Below are 20,975 nucleotides of genomic sequence, written 5' to 3'. Positions count from 1 at the left end.
CGTCACCTTCTCACGCCCGCCGCGCCGGGTCCCGCCACGGCGCCGCCTGTACGCTGGTCACTCGTCCGGACAGCTGGTGTGTTCCCGGGAGGTGCGCGATGAGTGCCGAGACGGTCGCGCCTGCGTGGATGCACGAGCAGATCACCGCCGAGCAGTACGACGGCTGGTCCGCGGAGCAGTGCGCCGGTATCGAGGTCGTCGATGGGATCGTCGTCGTGAGCCCCAGCGCATCCATCCGGCACAACCGGCTGGCCCGCATCCTCGCCAACGCGCTGGACGCGGCGGGCGGCGCCCAGTGGAATGCCGACACCGACTTCGACGTCCGCCTCCAGGACGTACCGCTCACCAATCGCCGCCCTGACGTCGTCGTCTACCGCGCGGACACCATCGACGCCACCCCCACGCGCCCGGAGCACGTCCTGCTGGCCGTGGAGGTCGTCTCCCCCGGATCCGAGACCACCGACCGGACGGTGAAACTGCACCAGTACGCGGTGGCGGGCATCCCCTTCTACTGGCGCGTCGAACAGACCCCCACCGACGTCCCGGTCGTGTACGCCTACGTGCTCGACCCGGCGAGCGGCCGCTACCGCGACACCGACGTCTTCACCGGCGTGATCAAAGCGACCGCTCCCTTCGCCGTGGACGTCGACCTCACGTCCGTCCTCTGACCGGCAGCGCGACCCCGCGAGAAAAGCTTCGCCGCCGTGTCGATCCCGGCGTCTCCCGATCGACGCGTCGGTGAGGGCACAGTGAACGAGCCCTCGGACGAGATCGAACCGGACGGAAAGAGGACGCCACGATGCGCTACATGATGCTGCTGCGGCTCGACCCGGCGAAGGCCCCGACGGAGGGGCCCAGCGAGGAGTTGATGACCGAGATGGGCAAGCTTCTGGAGGACATGACCAAGGCGGGGGTGCTGCTGGACACCGGGGGGCTGCGGCCGACGGACGAGGGGACGGTGATCCGGCAGGTCGCGGGGAAGCAGACGGTGCTCGACGGGCCGTTCGCCGAGGCCAAGGAGGTCATCGGGGGGTACGCGCTCATCCAGGCCAAGTCGGTGGAGGAGGCGTCGCAGTGGGCGTCGCGCTTCCTGGCGATCCACGGGGACGAGTGGGAGATCACCGCGGAGGTCCGGCAGGTGGACGAGCCCGCGTAGGGCGTTCGGGGAGGGCCGGTGCGGGGCGGCCGCTTTGCGCGGGCGCCCCGCGGCTGCTGTGATGGGGGGTCGTGACAGCAGCCGACCGCGCAGGGACACCACCGCATGCCGAGCAGGACCGTGCGCGGCGGGCGGTGGAGGCCGTGTGGCGCATCGAGTCGCCGCGGCTGATCGCCGGGCTGACCCGGCTGGTGCTCGACATAGGCGTCGCCGAGGAGCTGGCGCAGGACGCGCTGGTCGCCGCGCTGGAGCAGTGGCCGCGCGACGGGGTGCCGCGCAACCCCGGCGCATGGCTGATGACCACCGCCAAGCGGCGCGGCATCGACCTGATCCGGCGCAACGAGACCCTCGCCCGGAAGGTGGCGCTGCTGGGCCACGAGCTGGAGACCGCCCAGGGGGCGGCCGCCTTCGAGGAGCCCGGGAGCGGCCCCGAGGGCGACATCGAGGACGACCTGCTGCGGCTGGTCTTCGTCGCGTGCCACCCGGTGCTGTCCAGGGAGGCCCGCCTCGCGCTGACGCTGCGACTGCTCGGCGGGCTGACGACGGACGAGGTCGCGCGGGCCTTCCTGGTGGCGGAGCCGACGGTCGCGCAGCGCATCGTCCGGGCCAAGCGCACCCTGGCGAAGGAGAAGGTGCCCTTCGAGGTGCCGCAGGGGGACGAGCTGGCCGGGCGGCTGGCGTCGGTGCTCGAAGTGGTCTACCTGATCTTCAACGAGGGCTACTCCGCGACCGCGGGTGACGACTGGATGCGGCCGGGCCTGTGCGAGGACGCGCTGCGGCTGGCCCGGGTGCTCCAGGGGCTGATGCCGGCCGAGCCGGAGGTGCACGGGCTGGCGGCGCTGCTGGAGGTTCAGGCCTCGCGGTCGGCGGCGCGGACGAAGGACGGCGTCCCGGTGACGCTGCTGGAGCAGGACCGCAGGCGCTGGGACCAGTTGCTGATCCGCCGCGGTTTCGCGGCGCTGGCCCGCGCGGACGCGGCGGCCAGGGCGCGCGGGGCGGCGCCGGGGCCGTACGCCCTGCAGGCCGCGATCGCCGCCTGCCACGCGCAGGCGGTACGGGCCGCGGACACCGACTGGGCGCGGATCGCCGGGCTGTACCGGGCGCTGGCCGCGACCGCGCCCTCGCCCGTGGTGGAGCTGAACCGGGCGGTCGCGGTCGGCATGGCGGAGGGGCCCGCGGCCGGTCTGGCCCTGGTCGACGCGCTGGCGGCGGGCGGCGCCCTGGAGGGCTACCACCTGCTGCCGAGCGTCCGCGGCGACCTGCTGGCCCGACTGGGGCGTACGGCGGAGGCGCGGGAGGAGTTCGTCCGGGCGGCCGGGCTGACCCGCAACGGGGCCGAGCGCGCGCTGCTGCTGGGGCGGGCGGCGGCGTCGGGCGGCTGACCGGGCGTACGGCCTGGCCGCCCGGGCACGCCCGGGCAGGCGTACGGTCCGCACACCGGGGCGCGAGGCGCAGAACCCTCGCCAACTGCGGTGTTCGGTAACAGACTTGGGACGGGATCGGACCGGTTCGCCACGCTTGACGCAGGGCGTGGACGGGCACGAAACCCATCCGACGACCTGTCGGGCGTCACCCGGGAGGACGATGTGCCGGAGTCACGAATCGCACTGCGGGAAGCCGATCGCGCCGCCGCCGACAGGCTGGTGGCGCGGCTGGTGGCCGAGCAGGGCCCCGCGGGCGGCGGGAACGCGCTGCTGCGGCAGGCGCGGGAGCGGTTCGACGAGATCAACGAGGCGGCCGCGGTCGAATACGCCGCCTACCAGCGCGCGTTGGAGGCCAGGGAGGCGCCCAGGCCCGCGCCCGGCGGTCCGCCGCAGGGGCGCGGCTCGGGCGCCGCGAGCGGTACGGCCGGCGGCCTGGTGGCCGGGGTGGCGGCCGCGGTCGCCTTCGGCGTCGACCTGGGGCAGGGGCTGTCCCCGGGGGCGTCACTGGTGACCGGTGCCGCGGTGGGCGCCGCCGGGGTCGCCACGCTGGGCGCCGCCGCGGCGAAGGGCCGGGCGGCCAGGAGGGCGGCCGGGCCCGAGCGCGGTGCGCCGGGCGGGGCCGAGCAGCTGCGGCTGCTGTGGCTGGCGGCGCTGGAGCGGCGCGGGGTGCGGCCCTTCCTGGAGGCCGCGGGCACGCCGCAGGCCGCGGAGCCGTCGGGGGTGAAACCGGCGCGGTCCCCGTCCGAGGTGCCGCGGCCGCGCCGCACCGGCGGCGACCGCAGCGCGGCGGCCCGCACCCGGGCGGTGCTGGAGCAGTCCTTCGGCCAGCTCCCCGAGGCCGACGGCTTCTTCACCGGCCGCACGACGGAGATGACGCAGATCTCGCAGGCGGTGCACCAGGCCCGCGCCGCCGTCGCCGTCCAGCCCACCGTGATCGTGCTGCACGGCCCGCCGGGCAGCGGGCGTACCGCGCTCGCGGTGCGCGCGGCGCGGGAGTTGAAGGACCAGTTCAGGGGCGCGTGCGTGGTGGACCTGCGCGGCGCGGGCGACGGCCGGGCCGCGCTGCCGGTACGGGACGCGCTGCTGCACCTGCTGAACCGGCTCGGGGCGCCCCGCGACCAGCTCCTTTTCAGGGAGCGGCAGGACCGCCAGGACCAGGGCCAGCACCTGCGCCGGCTCAGCGACCAGTACCAGCAGCACCTGGCCGGCGTACCGGTGGTGATCGTGCTTGACGACGCCACGGAGGCGGACCAGGTGAGCGCGCTGGTGCCCGAGCGCTCGGAGAGCCTGGTGCTGGTCACCGCGCGCGAGCCGCTGGCGCTGGACATGCCGGGCGCCCGGGTGCGCCACCTGGAGGTCGCCCCGCTGTCGCCGGCCGGCACGCAGGGGCTGCTCGGCCACCTGGCGCAGGCCGCGGGCCTGCCGGGGCCCGACCTCGCGCAGTCCGCACGGCTGCGGGACCTGTGCGCGGGCCTGCCGCTGGCGCTGCGGATCGCCGGTTCCGCGCTGGCCGACCACCACGGCCCGGCGCGGCTGGCCGAGGACATCGAGGTCTTCGGGCCCCGCGACCCGGTCGACCGGGTCCTGGCGCTGCGCTACCACGACCAGTCCGAGCCCAACCGCCGGCTGCTGCGCCGCCTCGCGCTGGCCGGCCGGGCGAGCTTCGGGGCCGCCGCGGCGGCCGCGCTGCTGGCCACCGACGACCAGGAGGCGGCCCGGCGGCTGTCGGAGCTGGCCGCGGCCGGGCTGGTGGACAACGTCCGCGGCAACCGCTACCGGCCGCACGACCTCGTACGGGCCTTCGCCGCCGAGCGGCTGCTCGACGAGGAGGACCCGGCCGAGCGGGCCGCGGCCCACGAGCGGCTGATCCGCTCCTACGCCGACCTGGCCAACACGGTGGTGCGGCTGGTGGAGGGCAAGACCTCGACCCGGGCGGGGCGCTTCGGGCAGCACGGATTCGCCTCCCTGGAAACGGCGCTGCGCTGGCTGGACGAGGAGTCCAGCTTCATCACGGCCGCGCTGCGCGAGACGGCGGGCGTCGACCGGACCGCGGTCCAGGCGCTGCTGGGCGCGCTGTGCGACTACTGCCTGCTGCGCGGCGACCTCTACCGGCTGGGAGAGATCAGCGAGATGGCGCAGGCCCAGCAGGCGCGGCAGCCCGGGTCCGGCCCGGACGAGGACCGTTCGGTGCTGGTGCGCTCGGTGCAGTGGCGTACCGGCATCGCGGCACGGCAGCTGGGCGAGCTGGACAAGTCCAGGTCCACGCTGAGCACGGTGGTGGACCTCTACTTCGAGGCGCAGCACCCGGCCGGCGCGGCCCGCGCGCTGGACAGCCTCGGCATCACTCTGCACCACCAGGGCAACCTGCGGGAGGCCGAGGTCAAGCTGCGGGAGGCGCTGGCGATCCAGGCGGCGCCCGAGCTGGAGGAGGACCGCGCCTGGACGATGCACGCGCTGGCCGCGGTGCTGCGCGACATGGGCCAGCTCGGCAGCGCCCTGGAGCTGCTCCAGCAGTCGCTGACGCTGCACCGGGCCAACGAGAGCGTGCAGGGCGAGGCGTGGGCCCATCTCCAGCTGGGCCAGGTGTATCTGCTGCTCGGCCGGCCCGACCAGGGCGAGGCGGAGCTGCGGGCGGCCGGCCAGTCGTACGCCCTGGCCCGCGACCCGCGCGGCACCGCCTGGACGATGACCCAGCTGGCCAGGGCCCGGCTGCTGCGCGGCGAGCCCCGCGAGGCGGCCCACGACCTGGACGAGGCGGTCCAGCGGCACCGGGCCAGCGAGGACGCCCGCGGTGAGGCGTGGACGCTGTACCACCTGGGGCAGGCGCTGGAGGAGTGCGGTGACACCGACGCGGCGCTGCGCACCCTGGAGCGGTCCCGCACGATGTTCTCCCGCATGCGGGACGTCTACGGGCTGGCCTGCGCCCGGCACCACTCGGCGCGGGTCACCCGTGACCAGCGCGCGGCCAGGACCGGCAATCTGCGCAACAGCGGCTTCGCCCGGCAGCTGCTCCAGGACGCCAGGCAGGACTTCCGCCGGATCGGCGTGGAGCACGGCGAGGCGTGGTCGTGCGTGGAGCTGGCGGTGATCGACGCGGGCAACGAGCGCCTGCTGGAGGCGCTGACCCTGCTGGACGAGGCCCACCAGCTCTTCACCGGCCTCGGCGACCGGCGGGGCCAGGACTGGGCGTCCTTCCTCCGCGCCACGGTGCTGCCGCTGGTCGCCCGGGACGAGGGCACCGGGCAGGCGCTGGCGGCCCTGCACGGCCTGGCCGCCCGCGACACCTACCCGGGCCGCGACCCGGACCTCGCGGAATACGCCGCCGCCTACGCCCTGCTCCTGGAACGCGGATCCGCCAACGCGGCGACGTCCTGGGAAGCCTGGCGCCTCGGCATGACGCCGGACCGCTCCGCCCGCATGGTCCTGGCCCTCCCTGCGTAGGGCCTGTCCGGCGGACCTTGCCGGGCCTGCGCAGGACGGCACCTTATGGGGGCGCGTGGGGGTGCCCCCACGCGCCCCCGGAGCGTGCCCTCTGCGAAGAGGACACCCCGGGAGCGGGGTTCAGGGCCGGGGGGCCTGGGGGTCGGAGGGGTGCGGCACCGCCGGAGTCTCCGGCTGCTCCTCGAAGTCGATCTTCTTCATCTGCTTGCCCATGTTCTTCATGAGCATCCACAGCCCGAAGGCGATGGCAGCGAATATCACGAATCCGAGGAGTCCCGGCGTCACCTTGTTGTTGTCCACCTCGGCGAGCGAGACCAGCGGGCCGCCGAGGGCGTGGGTTGCTGTCACGCCGCCCATTGTCCCTCAGGCCTCACGGACGCCCGCAAAGAGGTCGTCCTCGGGGAGCGAGACGTCCACCCGGCTCTTCGCCAGCTCGTAGTCCTCGGTCGGCCAGACCTCGCGCTGGAGGTCCATCGGGACCCGGAACCACCCGCCGTCCGGGTCGATCTGGGTGGCGTGCGCGAGCAGCGCCTTGTCGCGGATCTCGAAGAAGTCCGCGCACGGCACGTGGGTGGAGATGTTGCGGTCGGGGCGGGCGAACTCGTCCCAGCGCTTGAGCCACTCCGCGTAGGGGGACTCCAGGCAGCGGGCCTCCAGCGCCTCGTGCAGGGCGAGGGTGCGGGCCTTGTTGAAGCCCTGGTTGTAGTAGAGCTTGAGCGGCGTCCACGGCTCGCCGGCCTCCGGATAGCGCTCCGGGTCGCCGGCGGCCTCGAAGGCCACCATGCTGATCTTGTGGGTCATGATGTGGTCGGGGTGCGGGTAGCCGCCGTTCTCGTCGTAGGTGGTGATCACCTGCGGCTTGAACTCCCGGATCAGCTTCACCAGGGCGCCGGCGGCCTCGTCGACGTCCTGCAGTCCGAAGCAGCCCTCGGGCAGCGGGGGCAGCGGGTCGCCCTCGGGCAGCCCGGAGTCCACGAAGCCGAGCCAGGCCTGCTTGACGCCCAGGATCTCCCGGGCGAGGTCCATCTCCCTGGCCCGTACCTCGTGGATGTTCTCCTCGATGTAGGGGTCGCCCTGGAGTTTGGGGTTGAGCACCGAACCGCGCTCGCCGCCGGTGCAGGTGGCCACCAGTACGTCCACCCCTTCTGACACGTACTTGGCCATGGTGGCGGCACCCTTGCTCGACTCGTCGTCGGGGTGAGCGTGTACGGCCATCAGTCGAAGCTGCTCAGTCAAGGCTGGTGTCCTCAAAGTCCCGTTGGTTGCTGCTGCCGGTGTCCTGGAGCCCCCTCGGTGGGCGCAGGGGACAACGCCTTCTATAGTGACCGAGCGAGGGGGCGAATAATTCCGCGGTCAGTGAACGGGAGAAACGATCATGGCGGCTGTCCAGGCCGGTCCGCACGACTCCCCGCCCGCAGGCCGCTACGGCCCCGGCGCGGACGCCCGCGCCGACCGCAGGCTGAAGATCGCCGCCATCGTGGCAGGTGTCCTGGTCACGGCCGGTATCGGCTGGTACGGCTACGACTCCATGAGCGGTGACAGGGTCAGCGGCCAGGTCGTCGCCTTCCAGGCGGTCTCCGACCAGGCGCTGCAGATCCACCTGGAGGTCCACAAGGGCGCGGGCACCGTCGCGGTGTGCACGGTGCGCTCGGTGGGCGAGGACCACGCCGAGGTGGGACGCAAGGACGTACGCCTCGCGCAGCACGCCAAGCAGGTCGACACGGTCGTCACGGTACGCACCACGGCCCGCGGCCAGACGGGCGAGCTGGTCGGCTGCAGCACCGCTCCCCGCGACTGACACGCCCGACACCCGGCGCGTCCCGCCGCCGCGGCGGGGCACGAACATACCCGCTCCCGTCGCCCGCCGGTAATTGTTAGGCTCGTGGTTTCGTCCCGGCTACCGGTGGCAATGCAATTCTTCACGACAGTACCGACGAGGAGCACCTGTGACCCAGACCAGCGACAACGTCACCTGGCTCACCCAGGCGGCGTACGACCAGCTCAAGGCCGAGCTGGAGCATCTGTCTGGTCCTGCGCGCGCCGAGATCGTCGCAAAGATCGAGGAAGCCCGCCAGGAAGGCGATCTCAAGGAGAACGCCGGCTATCACGCGGCGCGTGAGGACCAGGGCAAGCTGGAGCTGCGCATCAGGCAGCTCAACCAGATCCTGGAGTCCGCGAAGGTCGGCGAGGCTCCGGCGGACGACGGCGTGGTCGCGCCCGGCATGGTGGTCACGATCGCCTTCGACGGCGACCCCGACGACACCACGACCTTCCTGCTCGGCTCCCGGGAGGGCATCTCCAGCGACCTGGAGACGTATTCGCCGCAGTCCCCGCTGGGCCGCGGTGTGGCCGGCAAGCGGACCGGCGACGACGCCACATACGAGCTGCCGAACGGCAAGAGCGCCTCGGTGAAGATCCTCGACGTCAAGCCGTACCAGGGCTGACCGGCGCGCGAGCGAGCCCCCGGCGGAGGACCGCCGGGGGCTCGCTGTCGTACGGGCCGGGCGCTACGCCGTCGCCGAGCGGTACTTGCGGACCGCCCAGGTGCGGAAGACCGCGATGATCAGCACCGACCAGGCCAGTGACGCCCATACCGGGTGCGCCATCGGCCAGGCGCCGGAGTGGACCACGCCCGGGTTGCCGAACAGCACGCGGGAGGCCTGGACCGTGGCGCTGAAGGGGTTCCACTCGGCCACGTGCCGCAGCCAGGCCGGCATGAACTGCGGCGACACGAAGGCGTTGGACACGAAGGTCACCGGGAACAGCCAGATCAGGCCGCCCGAGGTGGCCGCCTCGGGGGACCGCACCGACAGGCCGATCAGCGCGCCGATCCAGGAGAAGGCGTAGCCCAGCAGGAGCAGCAGCGCGAAGGCGCCGAACATCTTCGGGATGCCGTTGTGGATCCGCCAGCCGACCAGCAGGCCGACGCAGGCCAGCACGACGATCGTCAGCGCGGTCTGCACCGAGTCGGCGAGCGTACGGCCGGTGAGCACCGCGCCGCGGGACATCGGCAACGAGCGGAACCGGTCGATGAGGCCCTTGCTCATGTCGTCGGCGATGCCGGCGCCCGCGCCCGCGGTGGCGAAGGTGACCGTCTGCGCGAAGATGCCGGCCATCAGGAACTCGCGGTAGCTGTTGGCGTCGGAGGTGCCGCCGACGTTGACGGACCCGCCGAAGACGTAGCTGAAGAGCACCACGAACATGATCGGCTGGACGAGGCCGAAGATCACGACCTCGGGGATGCGCATCATCCGCCGCAGATTGCGCTTGGCGACCACCAGCGAGTCGTGCGCGGACTGGATCAGACCGCCGCGGGCCTTCGGCGCCAGGGTGAGCTGGGGTGGGGTGTCGGTCACGGCACTCACTTGACGGCCTCCTTGACGTCCGTGGTGTCCTTGGCGTCCTTGCCGGCACGGCCGGCCGCGTCGCCGCCGCCGGCGGCCTCGTCGTCGCCGCTGTCCGGCGTCTCGGCCGCATGGCCGGTGAGCGAGATGAAGACGTCGTCCAGGGTGGGGCGGCGCAGGCCGATGTCGTCGATCTCGATGCCGTCGGCGTCCAGGTCGCGGATGACCTCGGCCAGCAGCTTGGCACCACCGGTGACCGGGACGGTGATCTTGCGGGTGTGCTGCTCGATCTTGACGTCGCCCTTGCCGTGCGCGGCCATCGCGCGGGCCGCGTCCTCGATCCTGGACCGCTCGTGCACCACGACCTCGACGCGCTCGCCGCCGATCTGCGCCTTGAGCTGGTCGGAGGTGCCGTGGGCGATGACCTTGCCGTGGTCGACGACGCAGATGTCGTGCGCGAGGTGGTCGGCCTCGTCCAGATACTGGGTGGTGAGCAGCAGGGTGGTGCCGCCCGCGACCAGTTCCTGGATGACCTCCCACAGCTGCTGCCGGTTGCGCGGGTCGAGCCCGGTGGTGGGCTCGTCCATGAACATCACCGGCGGGCTGACCACCAGGGCCGCCGCGAGGTCGAGCCGGCGGCGCATACCACCGGAGTAGGTCTTGGAGATCCGGTTGGCGGCGTCGGTGAGGTTGAACCGCTCCAGCAGCTCGTCCGCGCGCCGGCGGGCGGCCTTGGGGCTGAGCTGGTACAGCTCGCCGACCATCTGGATGTTCTCCCGGCCGGTGAGGAACTCGTCCACGGCCGCGAACTGGCCCGAGAGGCCGATGTGCCTGCGGACCTCGTTCGGATGCTTGAGTACGTCGATGCCCGCGACGGTGGCCTTGCCGCTGTCCGGCTGGAGAAGTGTGGTCAGGACGCGGACGGCGGTGGTCTTCCCCGCCCCGTTGGGCCCGAGCAAACCGAGAACCGTGCCCTCCGGCACGTCAAGGTCCACTCCCCCCAGTGCCCTGACATCGCCGAAGGTCTTGACCAGACCTTCGGCATAGATGGCGCCCGGCATTTTTCGCTCCCGTCGGTTGCTTGCGCTGTGAGCTGTTACGGCTGTTGAGCTGTTACGGCTGTACGACCGGTCGGACGGCCGGAACTCATCGGCCGATGATGGCCGGATGCCCGGCGGTTTGCGAACGCTTTGCCGGGCACCCACGCGATATAGCGAGAATGTCAGACGCGATATATCGCGTCAACCCGGCGTCAGGCGATCACCACGTAACCGGCGTCCTCCAGCGCCGCGCCGACCGCGGCGCAGTGCTCGGGACCCTTCGTCTCCAGATGCAGCTCGACCTCCGCCTCGGTGAGCCCGAGGCGCGGATCGGTCCGCACATGACTGACGTCCAGGACGTTAGCGTCCACCACTGACAACACCCCGAGCAGCGTCGCCAGCGCCCCCGGACGGTCCGTCAGCCGCAGCCGGAGCGACAGGTAGCGGCCCGCCGCCGACATGCCGTGCCGCAGGATGCGCTGCATCAGCAGCGGGTCGACGTTGCCGCCCGACAGCAGCGCGACGACCGGCCCCTCGTACGCGTCGGGCGCCGCGAGCAGCGCCGCCACCGAACTGGCCCCGGCCGGCTCCACCACCAGCTTCGCCCGCTCCAGGCACAGCAGCAGCGCCGAGGAGAGCTGGTCCTCCGAGACCGTCACGACGTCGTCCAGCAGGTCCTTGATCAGCGCGAACGGCACGTCGCCGGGCCGGCCGACCATGATGCCGTCGGCCATGGTCGCCACCGAGCCCAGCGCGACCGGCCGCCCGGCCGCGAGCGAGGGCGGATACGCGGCCGCGCCCGCCGCCTGCACCCCCACCACCCGCACGTCGGGCCGCAGCGCCTTGACCGCGACCGCGATACCCGCCGCGAGCCCGCCGCCGCCGATACCGACCAGGATGGTCCGCACCTCGGGGCACTGCTCCAGGATCTCCAGGCCCACCGTGCCCTGCCCGGCGATGATGTCCGGGTGGTCGAAGGGGTGGATGAAGACCGCGCCGGTCTGCTCGGCGTAGGCGATGGCCGCCCGCAGCGTCTCGTCCACGACCGCGCCGTGCAGCCGGACCTCGGCGCCGTAGTCCCGGGTCGCGGCGACCTTCGGCAGCGGCGCGCCGACCGGCATGAAGACCGTCGAGCGCACCCCGAGCAGCGAGGCGGCGAGCGCCACGCCCTGCGCGTGGTTGCCGGCGCTGGCCGCCACCACGCCGGCCGCGCGCTCCTCGGGGCTGAGCCCGGCGATCCGCACGTAGGCGCCGCGGATCTTGAAGGAACCGGTGCGCTGCAGGTTCTCGCATTTGAGGTGCACAGGTGCCCCGACCAGCGACGACAGGTGCCTGCTGGTCTCCATCGCGGTCATCCGGGCCACACCGGAGAGCATTTTGTGGGCGCCGCGCACGTCGTCGAGGGTGATCGGGTGGGGCGCGGAAGGTGCCGGTCTGTCCATGCGACCAGTCTCGCAGTCCCGTCCCCGCGCCACGCCCGGGGCACCACCGGGGCACGGGTGCGCCGGTGCTGCCTCACGACCGGGTCAGGACCCGGTTGCGGTTTGTGCGTGCAGGGTCTCCGGGGCATCGGCTCCGCGTACTCTTCTCCCAACTTCCCGCCGTCCGATCGCCCTTCACAGGACCGACAGAACGCGAGCTTCAAGGTCATGTCCAAACCGACGGAGACCTCGTCAGAACTCCTCGAGCGCCTCCAGCACCAGGTGGCCCTTTTCGCCCGCCGCGCGGAACAGACCCGGCTCGGCGGTGTGGGCAGAGCCCGCAACTCGATGGACCGCGCCGCATATCTGCTGCTCAACCGGCTCGACCGGGAGGGACCGATGGGCGTCAAGGCGCTCGCGGAGGCCATGGGCATCGACTCCTCGACGGTCACCAGACAGGTCGCGCCGCTGGTCGACACCGGCCTGGTCAAGCGCACCTCGCACCCCGACGACGGCAGGGCCGTGGTGCTCGCGGTCTCGCCGCGCGGCCGCGGCCGGCTCGACGAGGTGCGCGACTCGCGCCGCCGGCTGATGGCCGAGGTCACCGACGGCTGGACGACCGGTGAGCGGGAGGTCTTCACCGACCTTCTCGTCCGGTTCAACACCGCGCTCGCCGACTGGCACGCCGGCCTCGGCCGAGGCGACGACGACGCTCCGGGAGCGGCGGAGGGTGCACCGCGTACGGATGGTGCGTACGAGCCGCAGGGGGACACGCAAGGGGCTTGACCCGGGATACCCGGTTGCCGTCCCATGGCCGCGTGGGCAAGCGCCGGGCGGCAGCGGAGATCCGACGGGACGCCGAATTCGCGGCGTTCACCGCCGGGGCGGCGGGCCGCCTGCTGCACACCGCCACCCTGCTCACCGGCGACCGGGAGCAGGCCGAGCGGCTGCTGACCGCGACGCTGGCGCGTACCTACGCCGACTGGCTGCGGATGGGCGCCGAGGACCCGTACGACCAGGCGCGGGCGGAGCTGGTACGCCGCTTCGCCGGCCGGCCGTGGTGGCGGCGCCCGCGCGGCGGAGTGCTCGCGCGGCTCACCCCGCAGGAGCGGCTCGTCGTCACGATGCGGTATTTCGAGGGCGTCGCGGAGGAGCAGACGGCGGCGCAGCTGGGCCTGGCCACCGACCGGGTCAGGGCGATCTGCGCCAGGGCCGCCGCGACCCTGCGCAGCCACCGCTACGACCCGGCGGGACCGGCCCCGCCGGCCGCCGAAGGCGCCCAGGGCGCACCGCTGCCGGGACGACGCGGGGAACCGCCGCGCACGGTGGCCGAGGCGCGCGACCGCGCGGACCGGGCCGCCCGCCCGCCGGCCGGGCAGGTGGCGCCGTGAGGGCGCCGAACCGGCGGGACGACGAGGTGCGGCAGCTGCTCGACACCCCGCACCCGGCGGTGCCCGCGGGACTGGTCGCCGTGGCGGCCGCGCGGGGGCGGCGTACGGTACGCCGCCGCCGCGTCGGGCTGCACGTGCTGTGGGTGCTGCTGGTGGCCGCGGTGGTGGCCGGCGTCGTCGCCGCGGTGCTCACCTGGCCCGCCCACCGCGCCCCGGCCGGCAACCCCGGCGACGGCACGTGGTGGTCGCCGGTGGGCCTGGGCCGGCTCGCGGCGCCGCGCCTGCCGTGGGGCGAGTAGGGCGCCGCGAGGGCCCTACCGGGTCAGCCCAGCGCCTGGGTCAGGTCGGCCAGCAGGTCGTCCAGCGCTTCGATGCCGACCGACAGGCGTACGAGATCCGCAGGCACTTCGAGGGCGGAGCCGGCCACCGAGGCGTGCGTCATCCGGCCCGGGTGCTCGATCAGCGACTCGACGCCGCCCAGCGACTCGCCGAGGGTGAAGAGCTTCGCCCGGTCGCACACCGCGACCGCCGCGTCCTCGCCGCCGTCGACCCGGAAGGACACCATCCCGCCGAAGGCCCGCATCTGCTTGGCGGCGACCTCGTGGCCGGGGTGCTCGGGCAGCCCCGGGTAGTAGACCTGGTGCACCCGGGGGTGCGCGGCCAGCAGCTCCGCGACCCGGGCTGCGTTGGCGCTGTGCCGGTCCATGCGGACCGCGAGGGTCTTGATGCCGCGCATCACCAGCCACGCGTCGAAGGGCCCGGCGACCGCGCCCATCGCGTTCTGGTGGTAGGCCAGCTCCTCGCCGAGGGCGGTGTCGGAGGTCACCAGGGCGCCGCCGACGACGTCGGAGTGGCCGCCCATGTACTTGGTGGTGGAGTGCACCACGACGTCGGCGCCCAGTGCGAGCGGCTGCTGGAGGTAGGGGCTGGCGAAGGTGTTGTCGACCACCAGCCGCACCCCCGCCTGCCGGGCCACCCCGGCGAGCGCGGCGATGTCGGTGACGCCCAGCAGCGGGTTGGACGGCGTCTCGACCCAGATCGCCTTCGTCTCGGGCCGGACCGCGTCCCGTACCGCCTGCACGTCGGAGGTGTCGGCCACCGACCAGGTCACGCCCCAGCGCTCCACGACCTTCGCGAACAGCCGGAAGGTGCCGCCGTAGGCGTCGTTGGGGATCACCACGTGGTCACCGGGCGCCAGGAGGGTACGCAGCAGGCAGTCCTCGGCCGCCAGACCCGACGCGAAGGCCAGGCCGCGGACGCCGCCCTCCAGCGCCGCCAGGTTCTGTTCGAGGGCGGTCCTGGTCGGGTTCGCCGACCTGCTGTACTCGTATCCGCCGCGCAGGCCGCCGACGCCGTCCTGCTTGTACGTCGACACCTGGTAGATCGGCGTGACGACGGCGCCGGTGGTCGCGTCGGCCGGCTGCCCCGCGTGGATGGCAAGGGTCTCGAAGTGCTGATCGCTCATGCCGCCGAGCGTAGTGCCCCGCGGCGCCCGGTCCGGGGCAGGAATCCACCGGCGTGGCCCCGGCTCTGGTAGTCATGTGCGGTGGCGGGTAGGGCGACTGACCGGGGGTGGGCTGGGTGCACGGGGGCAGGCCGGTGACGATCGACGACACGGTCTGGGCGCGGATGGGGCCGGAGGCGCGGGTGCGGGCCGCGGTGGGTCTGCTCGACGGGCGCGGCGACGCGGCGGGTGCGCGGCCGCTGGGGCTCGGGGTGCGGGAGATCATGGAGATCGAACGCGACCAGCCGGGACCCGTCGGAGCCGCCTACCGCTGCTTCCTGACCATGACCGGCGGCGGCTTCGGCCGTTTCCTGGTCAGCAGCGACGTCTTCTACCCGCTGATGCTGGGCCTGCGGGAGGCCGCGGAGGACCTGCTGGCCGAGCGCGCGGTGCCGTTCCGCTTCGAGGCCGGCGACCGGGTGGTGCTGATGCACCAGGGCTACCGCTTCGACTTCCTGCGCGGCCCCGGGCCCGACCCCGAGGTGTGGTCGTACAACGAGCCCGACGGCCCCTTCGCGGGGCCGAACGCCACCGGTGAGCGCTTCACCGACTGGCTGCGTGCGGCGGCGGAGCGCGAGGCGGGCCTGCGCTGACGGGCGCCGCGCCGCGCCGACCCGGCCGGCCGCTGTCCGGAGCGGCCGGCCGGGGGTTTCGCGCCTACCAGGCGGACGGGGCCGGGGGCGGGACCACGGCCGGGCGGTCGTTGCAGGTGATGGTGTTGGGCAGCTCCCAGGGGGCCAGCCAGGGGCCCGTCGTGCCGCCGCCGTCGTTGCCGCCGAGGTCGGTGACGGTGAACTCGGAGCCGGTGGCGGGGAAGTTGAAGGAGCCGCAGTTGTTGACGCCGACGGCTCCGACATTGCGGGCGTCGACGTTCTCGAAGGTCGCGCCGCCCTTGGCGCGGGCGCTGAGCACCGAGGTGCCGGTGCCGTCGACCTGGATGTCCTTGAAGTGGACGCCGGTGATGGAGTAGAGGTCCTTCACCGGGAAGTCGCTGACCAGCATGATCGCGTTGTAGGTGCTGTCGAGGAAGTGGTCGCCGGTCACCTGGATGTCGGCGTCGATGTTCTTCTCCAGCGCGTAGAACCAGATCGCGCCGAGCCCGATCTTCCAGTTCAGCTCGTACGTACCGGCCCTGACCGTGGTGTTGTCGGTGATCGACAGCTTGCCGGTGAAGGCCTCGGAGCCGAAGCGGGAGCCGACCTGGAGGGCGCTGCCCTCGCGGATCGGGTCGGCGATCAGGTTGGCCGAGACGGTGTTGTCGGAACCGCCGTAGACGGCTATGCCGTTGGCGAGCACCGGGGTCTGCACGGTGTTGTGGTCGATGGTGTTGTCCGCGTCCTCGGTCTTCTCCGACCACATCGCGAGCGCGTCGTCGCCGGTGTTGCGCAGGAAGTTGCCGGCGATGGCCGAATGCGTCACGCCGGTGTGGAAGTTGATGCCGTCGGCGATCTGGTCCACGATCACGTTGTCCGTGATCCGCAGGTTGCTCATCGGCCCGTCGAACCACATGCCGACCTTGGTGTGCTGGATGTACAGCCCGTCGATGGTGGAGTCGCTCAGCGACCCGCCGATCCCGTTGACCTGGTCGGTGTCGATCCGCTCGCGCACGTCGCCCTGGATCGCGAAGCCGGACAGGTGGACGTCGGAACTGCCGCCGGCCGCTGCGTCCTTGCCGTAGAAGCCGACGCCGGTGTGTACAGAATTGTCGGGCGCCGGGGTGGCGAGGTCCACCTGGTGGCCCTTGATGACCGTGTACCAGTTGCCCGCGCCCTCGATGGTGACGTGGTCGACGACGATGTGCCGGTTCACCTGGTAGGTGCCCGGCGGGATGTAGACCTTCAGGTGGGCGCGCCGCGCGAAGGCGACGGCCTTGTCGATCGCGTCGGCCGACTCCCGCCGCCCGGTCGGGTCGGCGCCGAAGGCCAGCACGTTGGCGGCCAGCAGATCGACCTTCGGCGGTGCGACCAGCTGCGAGTCCATCAGGTCCACGGTGGTGGCCGCGGCCCCGGCCGGCACGCTCAGCCGTACGGTCTGGCCGGCCTTGTACGTACGCCCGAGCAGCAGGCGCTGCTCGTCGTAGAAGTGGTTGGGCCGGAAGGGCTTGGCGAAGACCGGCGTCGGCGTGGTGGCCTGCGGGACGCAGCCGCACTCGGTGACCCAGTAGTCGGGGTGCAGGAGGTCGGCGTCGGGGTCGTTGGAGAACGGGTACTGGTTGTACAGCCAGGCATATTGCGAGGTCAGCGTCATGGTCCTGGCCGCGCCGCCGTCGACGGCGACCTTCAGCGGCGAGGTGCGGCCGCCGCCCGCGGGGGCGTCGGGGATGCTGTAGCGCACGTTGATCGCGTTGGCCGCGGCGGGCAGCGTGAAGTCCACGTACTGCCCCGGCTGCAAGGTCACCGCGCTGCGGCCGGACGCCTCGGCGGGCAGCGTGTACGCGTCCCGCCCGGGCCCGATGACGGTGCCGTCGGTGACCGCGTTCTCGGCCTCCTGCTCGGCGAAGCCGACACTCGCGCCGCGCCCCGCGGTCAGTGCGGGGTCGAGCGCGGCCCGGGTCACCACGGCCTTCGCGGCGCTCTTGCCGGCCGTACCGGCGACCGCCGTACCGCCGGCCAGCACGCCGAGCGCGGCCGCCGCGGCGGTCACCGACGCGACGGTCACGACGGCTCTTCGCCGCGGACCTCTTGACCATCTCGCCACAGCACCGGTGATGCTCCGTGACATCGAAAGCTCGATTCTCTCGGGACAGGCTCAGGTGGGGGTTCCCTACGCCCCCGGCGCCCGCGGCCTCCCCGGTCTGACAGCGGTTCACCGGCGGGCGCCGGGGTGAGGCGAATTTAGGTCGGCGCCGTCCGTTTCCACAAGGCTCGTGCGAGCGTATTTCGCAAGTTTGCCGCCCAACTTCATGACAGTGCGCGATTTTTGCGTCCACCGATACGCGCGTTGCGCTCGGCCACCACCGTGCAGTACCCGCGGCCCGCGCCGTGACGCGCTTTCCCGAACCCGCCGTGCGACGTCGGCCTCCCGGACATCGCGTGCGGGTTTTGCGGGGATGGCCGGCAGCGGTCGGCTTCACGTCGGTTCTGCGGGGCAGGCGGTGGGACGAACGCTGGGTCCGGGCTGTCGGTGGAATCGGTGGAGGGGCAGGGCTGCGGTATGGGGTGGGGAATCGGGACGTCGTCGGTCGTCGTCGGCAAGCACCACTTCCCCAGACCCCCGCGGGTCCCGCTGCCCGCCAGACTGCCGCGGCTACTGCCCGAACTGCTGCTGCTCGTCGCCGTCAACGCGGTGTACAAATACGGGCGCAAGGTCGCCAACGGACACACGGACGAGGCATACCGGCACGCCGACTCGGTCTGGTCCTTCGAGCGGGGCGTGCACCTGCCGAGCGAGGCCTCCGTGCAGCGGCTGATGCTGCACAGCGAGACGGTGATCCACGCCGCCAACTACCTCTACGCCACGGTCCACTTCCCGGCCATGGTCATCTTCCTGGGGTGGATGTTCGCCAAGAAGCGTGCGCACTACCTGTGGATCCGGCGGGCCATCGTGATCCAGACGATGCTGGCGCTCATCGGGCACCTGTTCTTCCCGCTCGCCCCGCCGCGGCTGCTCAAGAGCGACGGCATGGTCGACACCGCGGCGGCCTACGGGCCCGCCGTCTACGGCAAACCCGACGGCGACTCGCTGGCCAACCAGTTCGCGGCCATGCCGTCACTGCACGTCGGATGGGCGCTGGCCATCGCGGTCGGGCTGATCGCCGCGTACCGCTCGCGGTGGCGCTGGCTGTGGCTGCTGCACCCGCTGGTCACCATGCTGGTGGTGGTCGGCACCGCCAACCACTACTGGCTGGACTGCATCGTCGGCTGCGCCCTGCTGGGCGTGGGCCTCGCCGTCATCCCCGGCCCGGTCACCGACCCGCCCGAGCTGCCGGCGGACCGCAGGCACTGGGCGTGGCCGCTCAAGCGACGGCCGGTGCAGGACTGACCGCCGGGGTGCCACCGTCGTAGTCCTCGGTGCGCGGCGGCTTGAAGTCGAAGTGCCGCACGCGGGCCCTCGTAGCCCGCCGACCCCAGCAGGTCCACCAGCCAGAACGCCGACCGCAGGTCACCGGCGCCGAAGCGCAGGTCCTGGTCGTACTTGATGCCGGTCTGGCCGTTCAGGTCGATGTGGAAGAGCTTCTTGCGCCACAGCGCCTGGGCGATGCCGTACGGGAAGTTCAGCCCGGCCATCTGCTCGTGGCCGACCTCGGGGTCGACGCCGACCAGCTCGGGGCGCTCAAGGGTGTTGATGAACGCCAACGCGTGGCCGACGGTCGGCAGCAGGATGTCGCCGCGCGGCTCGTTCGGCTTGGGCTCGATGGCGAACTTCAGGTCGTAGCCCTGCTCGGTGACGTAGTCGCCGAGCAGGTCGAAGGCCTCCCTGAAGCGGTCGAGCGCGACCCGTACGTCCTTGGCGGCGCCGGACTCGGCGCCCTCGCGGCCGCCCCAGGCGACATAGACCTCGGCGCCCAGCTCGGCGGCCAGGTCGATGCTGCGGATGGTCTTGCGCAGCGCGAAGCGGCGCACGTCCCGGTCGTCGGCCGTGAAGCCGCCGTCCCAGGTCGATCGTCGCGCGGGTCGCCTCACCGAAGGGGTCGCGTCCCAGCCAGCCCACCGTCCACAGGCCGAAGGTGAACTTGTGCTCGGGTCCCGGGGTGAGGTTCGTCTCGGAAGTCCTCACGGCTCGCTCCTATTCGTCAGACTGTTGAACAAATTAGTATGCGAGGCCGATGATGGGAACTGGCAGCTCGCTACGGGCTCCGGAAGGGACAGGAATCACATGGGGTCGGACAGCGCATCGCACGGACCGGTCGTCCTCGGGATCGACAGTTCCACGCAATCCACCAAGGTGCTGGCGGTGGACGCCGAGACCGGCGCCGTCCTGGCGTCCGGCCAGGCGCGGCACACCGTGAGCACCGGCGCGGCACGGGAGACCGACCCCGAGGTGTGGTGGTCGGCGCTGCAGGACGCGCTCGGCCAGCTGGGTGAATGGGCCGGCCGCGCCGAGGCGGTCTCCGTCGGCGGCCAGCAGCACGGGCTCGTGGTGCTCGACGCGGCCGGGCGGCCGCTGCGGCCCGCCATGCTCTGGAACGACGTGCGGTCGGCCCCGCAGGCCGCCGCGCTGGTCGACAAGTACGGCGCCGGGCACTGGGCCCAGCGCTTCGGCTCGGTCCCCGGCGCCAGCTTCACCGTCTCCAAGTGGGCCTGGCTCGCCGAGCACGAGCCGGCCGCCGCCGAGGCCGCCCGCGCGGTGCGGCTCCCGCACGACTTCCTGACCGAGCGCCTCTCCGGTGCCGCCGTCACCGACCGCGGCGACGTCTCCGGCACGGGCTGGTGGCGCTCGGACACCGAGGCCTACGACGAGACGCTGCTCGCCGAGATCGGCCTCGCGCCCGACCTGCTGCCCACCGTGCTGGGGCCCGGCGAGCGGGCCGGCACCGTACGCGACGGGCTGCCGCTGCGGGCCGGCGCGGTCGTCGCCGCCGGCACCGGCGACAACGCCGCCGCCGCGCTCGGCCTCGGCCTCACGCCCGGCCGCGCCGCCCTCAGCCTCGGCACGTCAGGCACCGTCTACGCCGTCTCCCGGCAGCGGCCCACCGACGCCGGCGGGGTGGTGGCCGGCTTCGCCGCAGCCGACGGCGGGTGGCTGCCACTCGCGTGCACCCTGAACTGCACGCTCGCCGTCGACAAGGTGGCCGCGCTGCTCGGCCGGCAGCGGGAGGACGTCGAGCCCGGCGGCTCCGTCGCCTTCCTGCCCTTCCTCGACGGCGAGCGCACGCCGAACCTGCCGTACGCGTCCGGCCTGCTCACCGGCCTGCGCCACGACACGACCGCCGGGCAGGTCCTCCAGGGCGCCTACGACGGTGCGGTCTACGCGCTGCTCGGCGCCCTCGACCAGGTCCTCGCCGTGGACGGCGGCGCCCCCTCCGACGAGCCGCTCCTCGTCATCGGCGGCGGCTCGCGCGGCGTCGCGTGGCTGGAGACGGTACGCCGCCTGTCCGGCCGCCCCGTCCAGGTCCCCGAGGCCGCGGAACTCGTCGCCCTCGGCGCCGCGGTCCAGGCCGCCGCGGCGCTCACGGGTGAGGCGGCCCCGGCGATCGCGTCCCGCTGGTCCACCACCGCGGGCCGCACCCACCCCGCCCTCCCCCTCGACGAGGCCGCCCACACCCGCCTGGCAGCCGCGCTTCCCTTGGCCGGAGCGTAACCGGGTGCCCCTTG

Annotated in this window: 19 protein-coding genes and 1 pseudogene; 12 read left to right on the top strand and 8 right to left on the bottom strand. The window is 72.9% G+C overall.

Translation table 11 applies throughout. The annotated features are described in order from the left end of the window. Positions 1-98: 98 nt before the first annotated feature. The 4 genes from BUE44_RS01710 (at position 99) to BUE44_RS01695 (ending at position 6,021) form a co-directional block, all read left to right on the top strand. Complete coding sequence (locus BUE44_RS01710; RefSeq protein WP_073492817.1) at positions 99-668, top strand: Uma2 family endonuclease; 570 nt, start codon at positions 99-101, stop codon at positions 666-668. A 131-nt stretch (positions 669-799) separates the two neighbouring features. Then, entirely contained in the window at positions 800-1,156 is a 357-nt protein-coding gene (locus tag BUE44_RS01705; protein WP_073492815.1) for a YciI family protein, read from the top strand. A 71-nt stretch (positions 1,157-1,227) separates the two neighbouring features. Beyond that, entirely contained in the window at positions 1,228-2,538 is a 1,311-nt protein-coding gene (locus BUE44_RS01700; protein ID WP_073492813.1) for an RNA polymerase sigma factor, read from the top strand. Positions 2,539-2,742: 204 nt separating this feature from the next. Next, positions 2,743-6,021, top strand: coding sequence for a tetratricopeptide repeat protein (locus BUE44_RS01695; protein ID WP_456049207.1), 3,279 nt, complete (start codon positions 2,743-2,745; stop codon positions 6,019-6,021). Between the two features lie 120 nt (positions 6,022-6,141). Here the strand turns inward: BUE44_RS01695 and BUE44_RS01690 are convergent, their stop codons facing one another. Beyond that, positions 6,142-6,378: a hypothetical protein gene (locus BUE44_RS01690; protein WP_073492811.1), complete on the bottom strand. Its 237-nt coding sequence runs from the start codon at positions 6,376-6,378 to the stop codon at positions 6,142-6,144. Between the two features lie 6 nt (positions 6,379-6,384). Beyond that, positions 6,385-7,257, bottom strand: a complete 873-nt coding sequence (gene mca, locus BUE44_RS01685; protein ID WP_073492809.1) for a mycothiol conjugate amidase Mca — start codon at positions 7,255-7,257, stop codon at positions 6,385-6,387. 139 nt (positions 7,258-7,396) lie between these two features. Between mca and BUE44_RS01680 the strand changes: the two genes are divergently transcribed. Together BUE44_RS01680 and greA are read left to right on the top strand one after the other, a co-directional pair. Next, entirely contained in the window at positions 7,397-7,819 is a 423-nt protein-coding gene (locus tag BUE44_RS01680) for a DUF4307 domain-containing protein (protein ID WP_073492807.1), read from the top strand. Positions 7,820-7,967: 148 nt separating this feature from the next. Beyond that, positions 7,968-8,465 carry a transcription elongation factor GreA gene (gene greA / locus BUE44_RS01675; protein ID WP_073492805.1) on the top strand — a complete coding sequence of 166 codons (498 nt, stop codon included), beginning with the start codon at positions 7,968-7,970 and terminating at the stop codon, positions 8,463-8,465. A gap of 63 nt (positions 8,466-8,528) precedes the next feature. Here greA and BUE44_RS01670 read toward each other — a convergent pair whose 3' ends face one another. The 3 genes from BUE44_RS01670 to ilvA all read right to left on the bottom strand — a co-directional run bounded on the left by BUE44_RS01670 (position 8,529) and on the right by ilvA (position 11,847). Beyond that, on the bottom strand, positions 8,529-9,386 hold the full coding sequence (locus BUE44_RS01670) for an ABC transporter permease (protein ID WP_073492803.1): 858 nt from the start codon (positions 9,384-9,386) through the stop codon (positions 8,529-8,531). After that, the gene (locus tag BUE44_RS01665) at positions 9,383-10,426 is read right to left on the bottom strand and encodes an ATP-binding cassette domain-containing protein (RefSeq protein ID WP_073492801.1); all 1,044 of its coding nucleotides are present in this window, start codon (positions 10,424-10,426) and stop codon (positions 9,383-9,385) included. The genes BUE44_RS01670 and BUE44_RS01665 overlap by 4 nt, the downstream gene beginning before the upstream one ends. A 191-nt stretch (positions 10,427-10,617) precedes the next feature. Beyond that, entirely contained in the window at positions 10,618-11,847 is a 1,230-nt protein-coding gene (ilvA, locus tag BUE44_RS01660; RefSeq protein ID WP_073492799.1) for a threonine ammonia-lyase, read from the bottom strand. A gap of 207 nt (positions 11,848-12,054) precedes the next feature. Between ilvA and BUE44_RS01655 the strand changes: the two genes are divergently transcribed. The 3 genes from BUE44_RS01655 to BUE44_RS36290 are packed head-to-tail and all read left to right on the top strand — an operon-like array spanning position 12,055 to position 13,516. Then, positions 12,055-12,612, top strand: coding sequence for a MarR family winged helix-turn-helix transcriptional regulator (locus tag BUE44_RS01655; protein WP_073492797.1), 558 nt, complete (start codon positions 12,055-12,057; stop codon positions 12,610-12,612). Between the two features lie 32 nt (positions 12,613-12,644). Next, positions 12,645-13,217 (top strand): sigma factor-like helix-turn-helix DNA-binding protein, encoded by a 573-nt coding sequence (locus BUE44_RS01650; protein ID WP_073492795.1) that lies wholly within the window; start codon positions 12,645-12,647, stop codon positions 13,215-13,217. After that, positions 13,214-13,516, top strand: coding sequence for a hypothetical protein (locus BUE44_RS36290; RefSeq protein ID WP_073492793.1), 303 nt, complete (start codon positions 13,214-13,216; stop codon positions 13,514-13,516). Before BUE44_RS01650 ends, BUE44_RS36290 begins: the two co-directional genes overlap by 4 nt. Before the next feature lie 23 nt (positions 13,517-13,539). Here BUE44_RS36290 and BUE44_RS01640 read toward each other — a convergent pair whose 3' ends face one another. Next, the gene (locus BUE44_RS01640; protein WP_073492791.1) at positions 13,540-14,682 is read right to left on the bottom strand and encodes a cystathionine gamma-synthase; all 1,143 of its coding nucleotides are present in this window, start codon (positions 14,680-14,682) and stop codon (positions 13,540-13,542) included. 134 nt (positions 14,683-14,816) lie between these two features. On the opposite strand from BUE44_RS01640, the gene BUE44_RS01635 reads away from it, so the two are divergent. After that, complete coding sequence (locus BUE44_RS01635; protein WP_143172455.1) at positions 14,817-15,314, top strand: hypothetical protein; 498 nt, start codon at positions 14,817-14,819, stop codon at positions 15,312-15,314. 64 nt (positions 15,315-15,378) lie between these two features. Here the strand turns inward: BUE44_RS01635 and BUE44_RS01630 are convergent, their stop codons facing one another. Further along, on the bottom strand, positions 15,379-17,442 hold the full coding sequence (locus BUE44_RS01630) for a glycosyl hydrolase family 28-related protein (RefSeq protein WP_073492787.1): 2,064 nt from the start codon (positions 17,440-17,442) through the stop codon (positions 15,379-15,381). Between the two features lie 402 nt (positions 17,443-17,844). On the opposite strand from BUE44_RS01630, the gene BUE44_RS01625 reads away from it, so the two are divergent. Further along, complete coding sequence (locus BUE44_RS01625) at positions 17,845-18,702, top strand: phosphatase PAP2 family protein (protein ID WP_235001859.1); 858 nt, start codon at positions 17,845-17,847, stop codon at positions 18,700-18,702. A gap of 13 nt (positions 18,703-18,715) precedes the next feature. Here the strand turns inward: BUE44_RS01625 and BUE44_RS01620 are convergent. Next, positions 18,716-19,437 (bottom strand): annotated as a pseudogene (locus BUE44_RS01620) (TIM barrel protein); the annotation flags it as partial. Positions 19,438-19,536: 99 nt separating this feature from the next. Here BUE44_RS01620 and xylB point away from each other — a divergent pair. Then, positions 19,537-20,961 (top strand): xylulokinase, encoded by a 1,425-nt coding sequence (gene xylB, locus BUE44_RS01615; protein WP_073492785.1) that lies wholly within the window; start codon positions 19,537-19,539, stop codon positions 20,959-20,961. The last annotated feature ends 14 nt before the right edge of the window (positions 20,962-20,975 follow it).

This window comes from Actinacidiphila paucisporea, from assembly GCF_900142575.1.
GTDB lineage: Bacteria > Actinomycetota > Actinomycetes > Streptomycetales > Streptomycetaceae > Actinacidiphila > Actinacidiphila paucisporea.
Note: the sequence above shows the minus strand (reverse complement) of the source record. Positions and strands in the feature narration are given on the sequence as shown.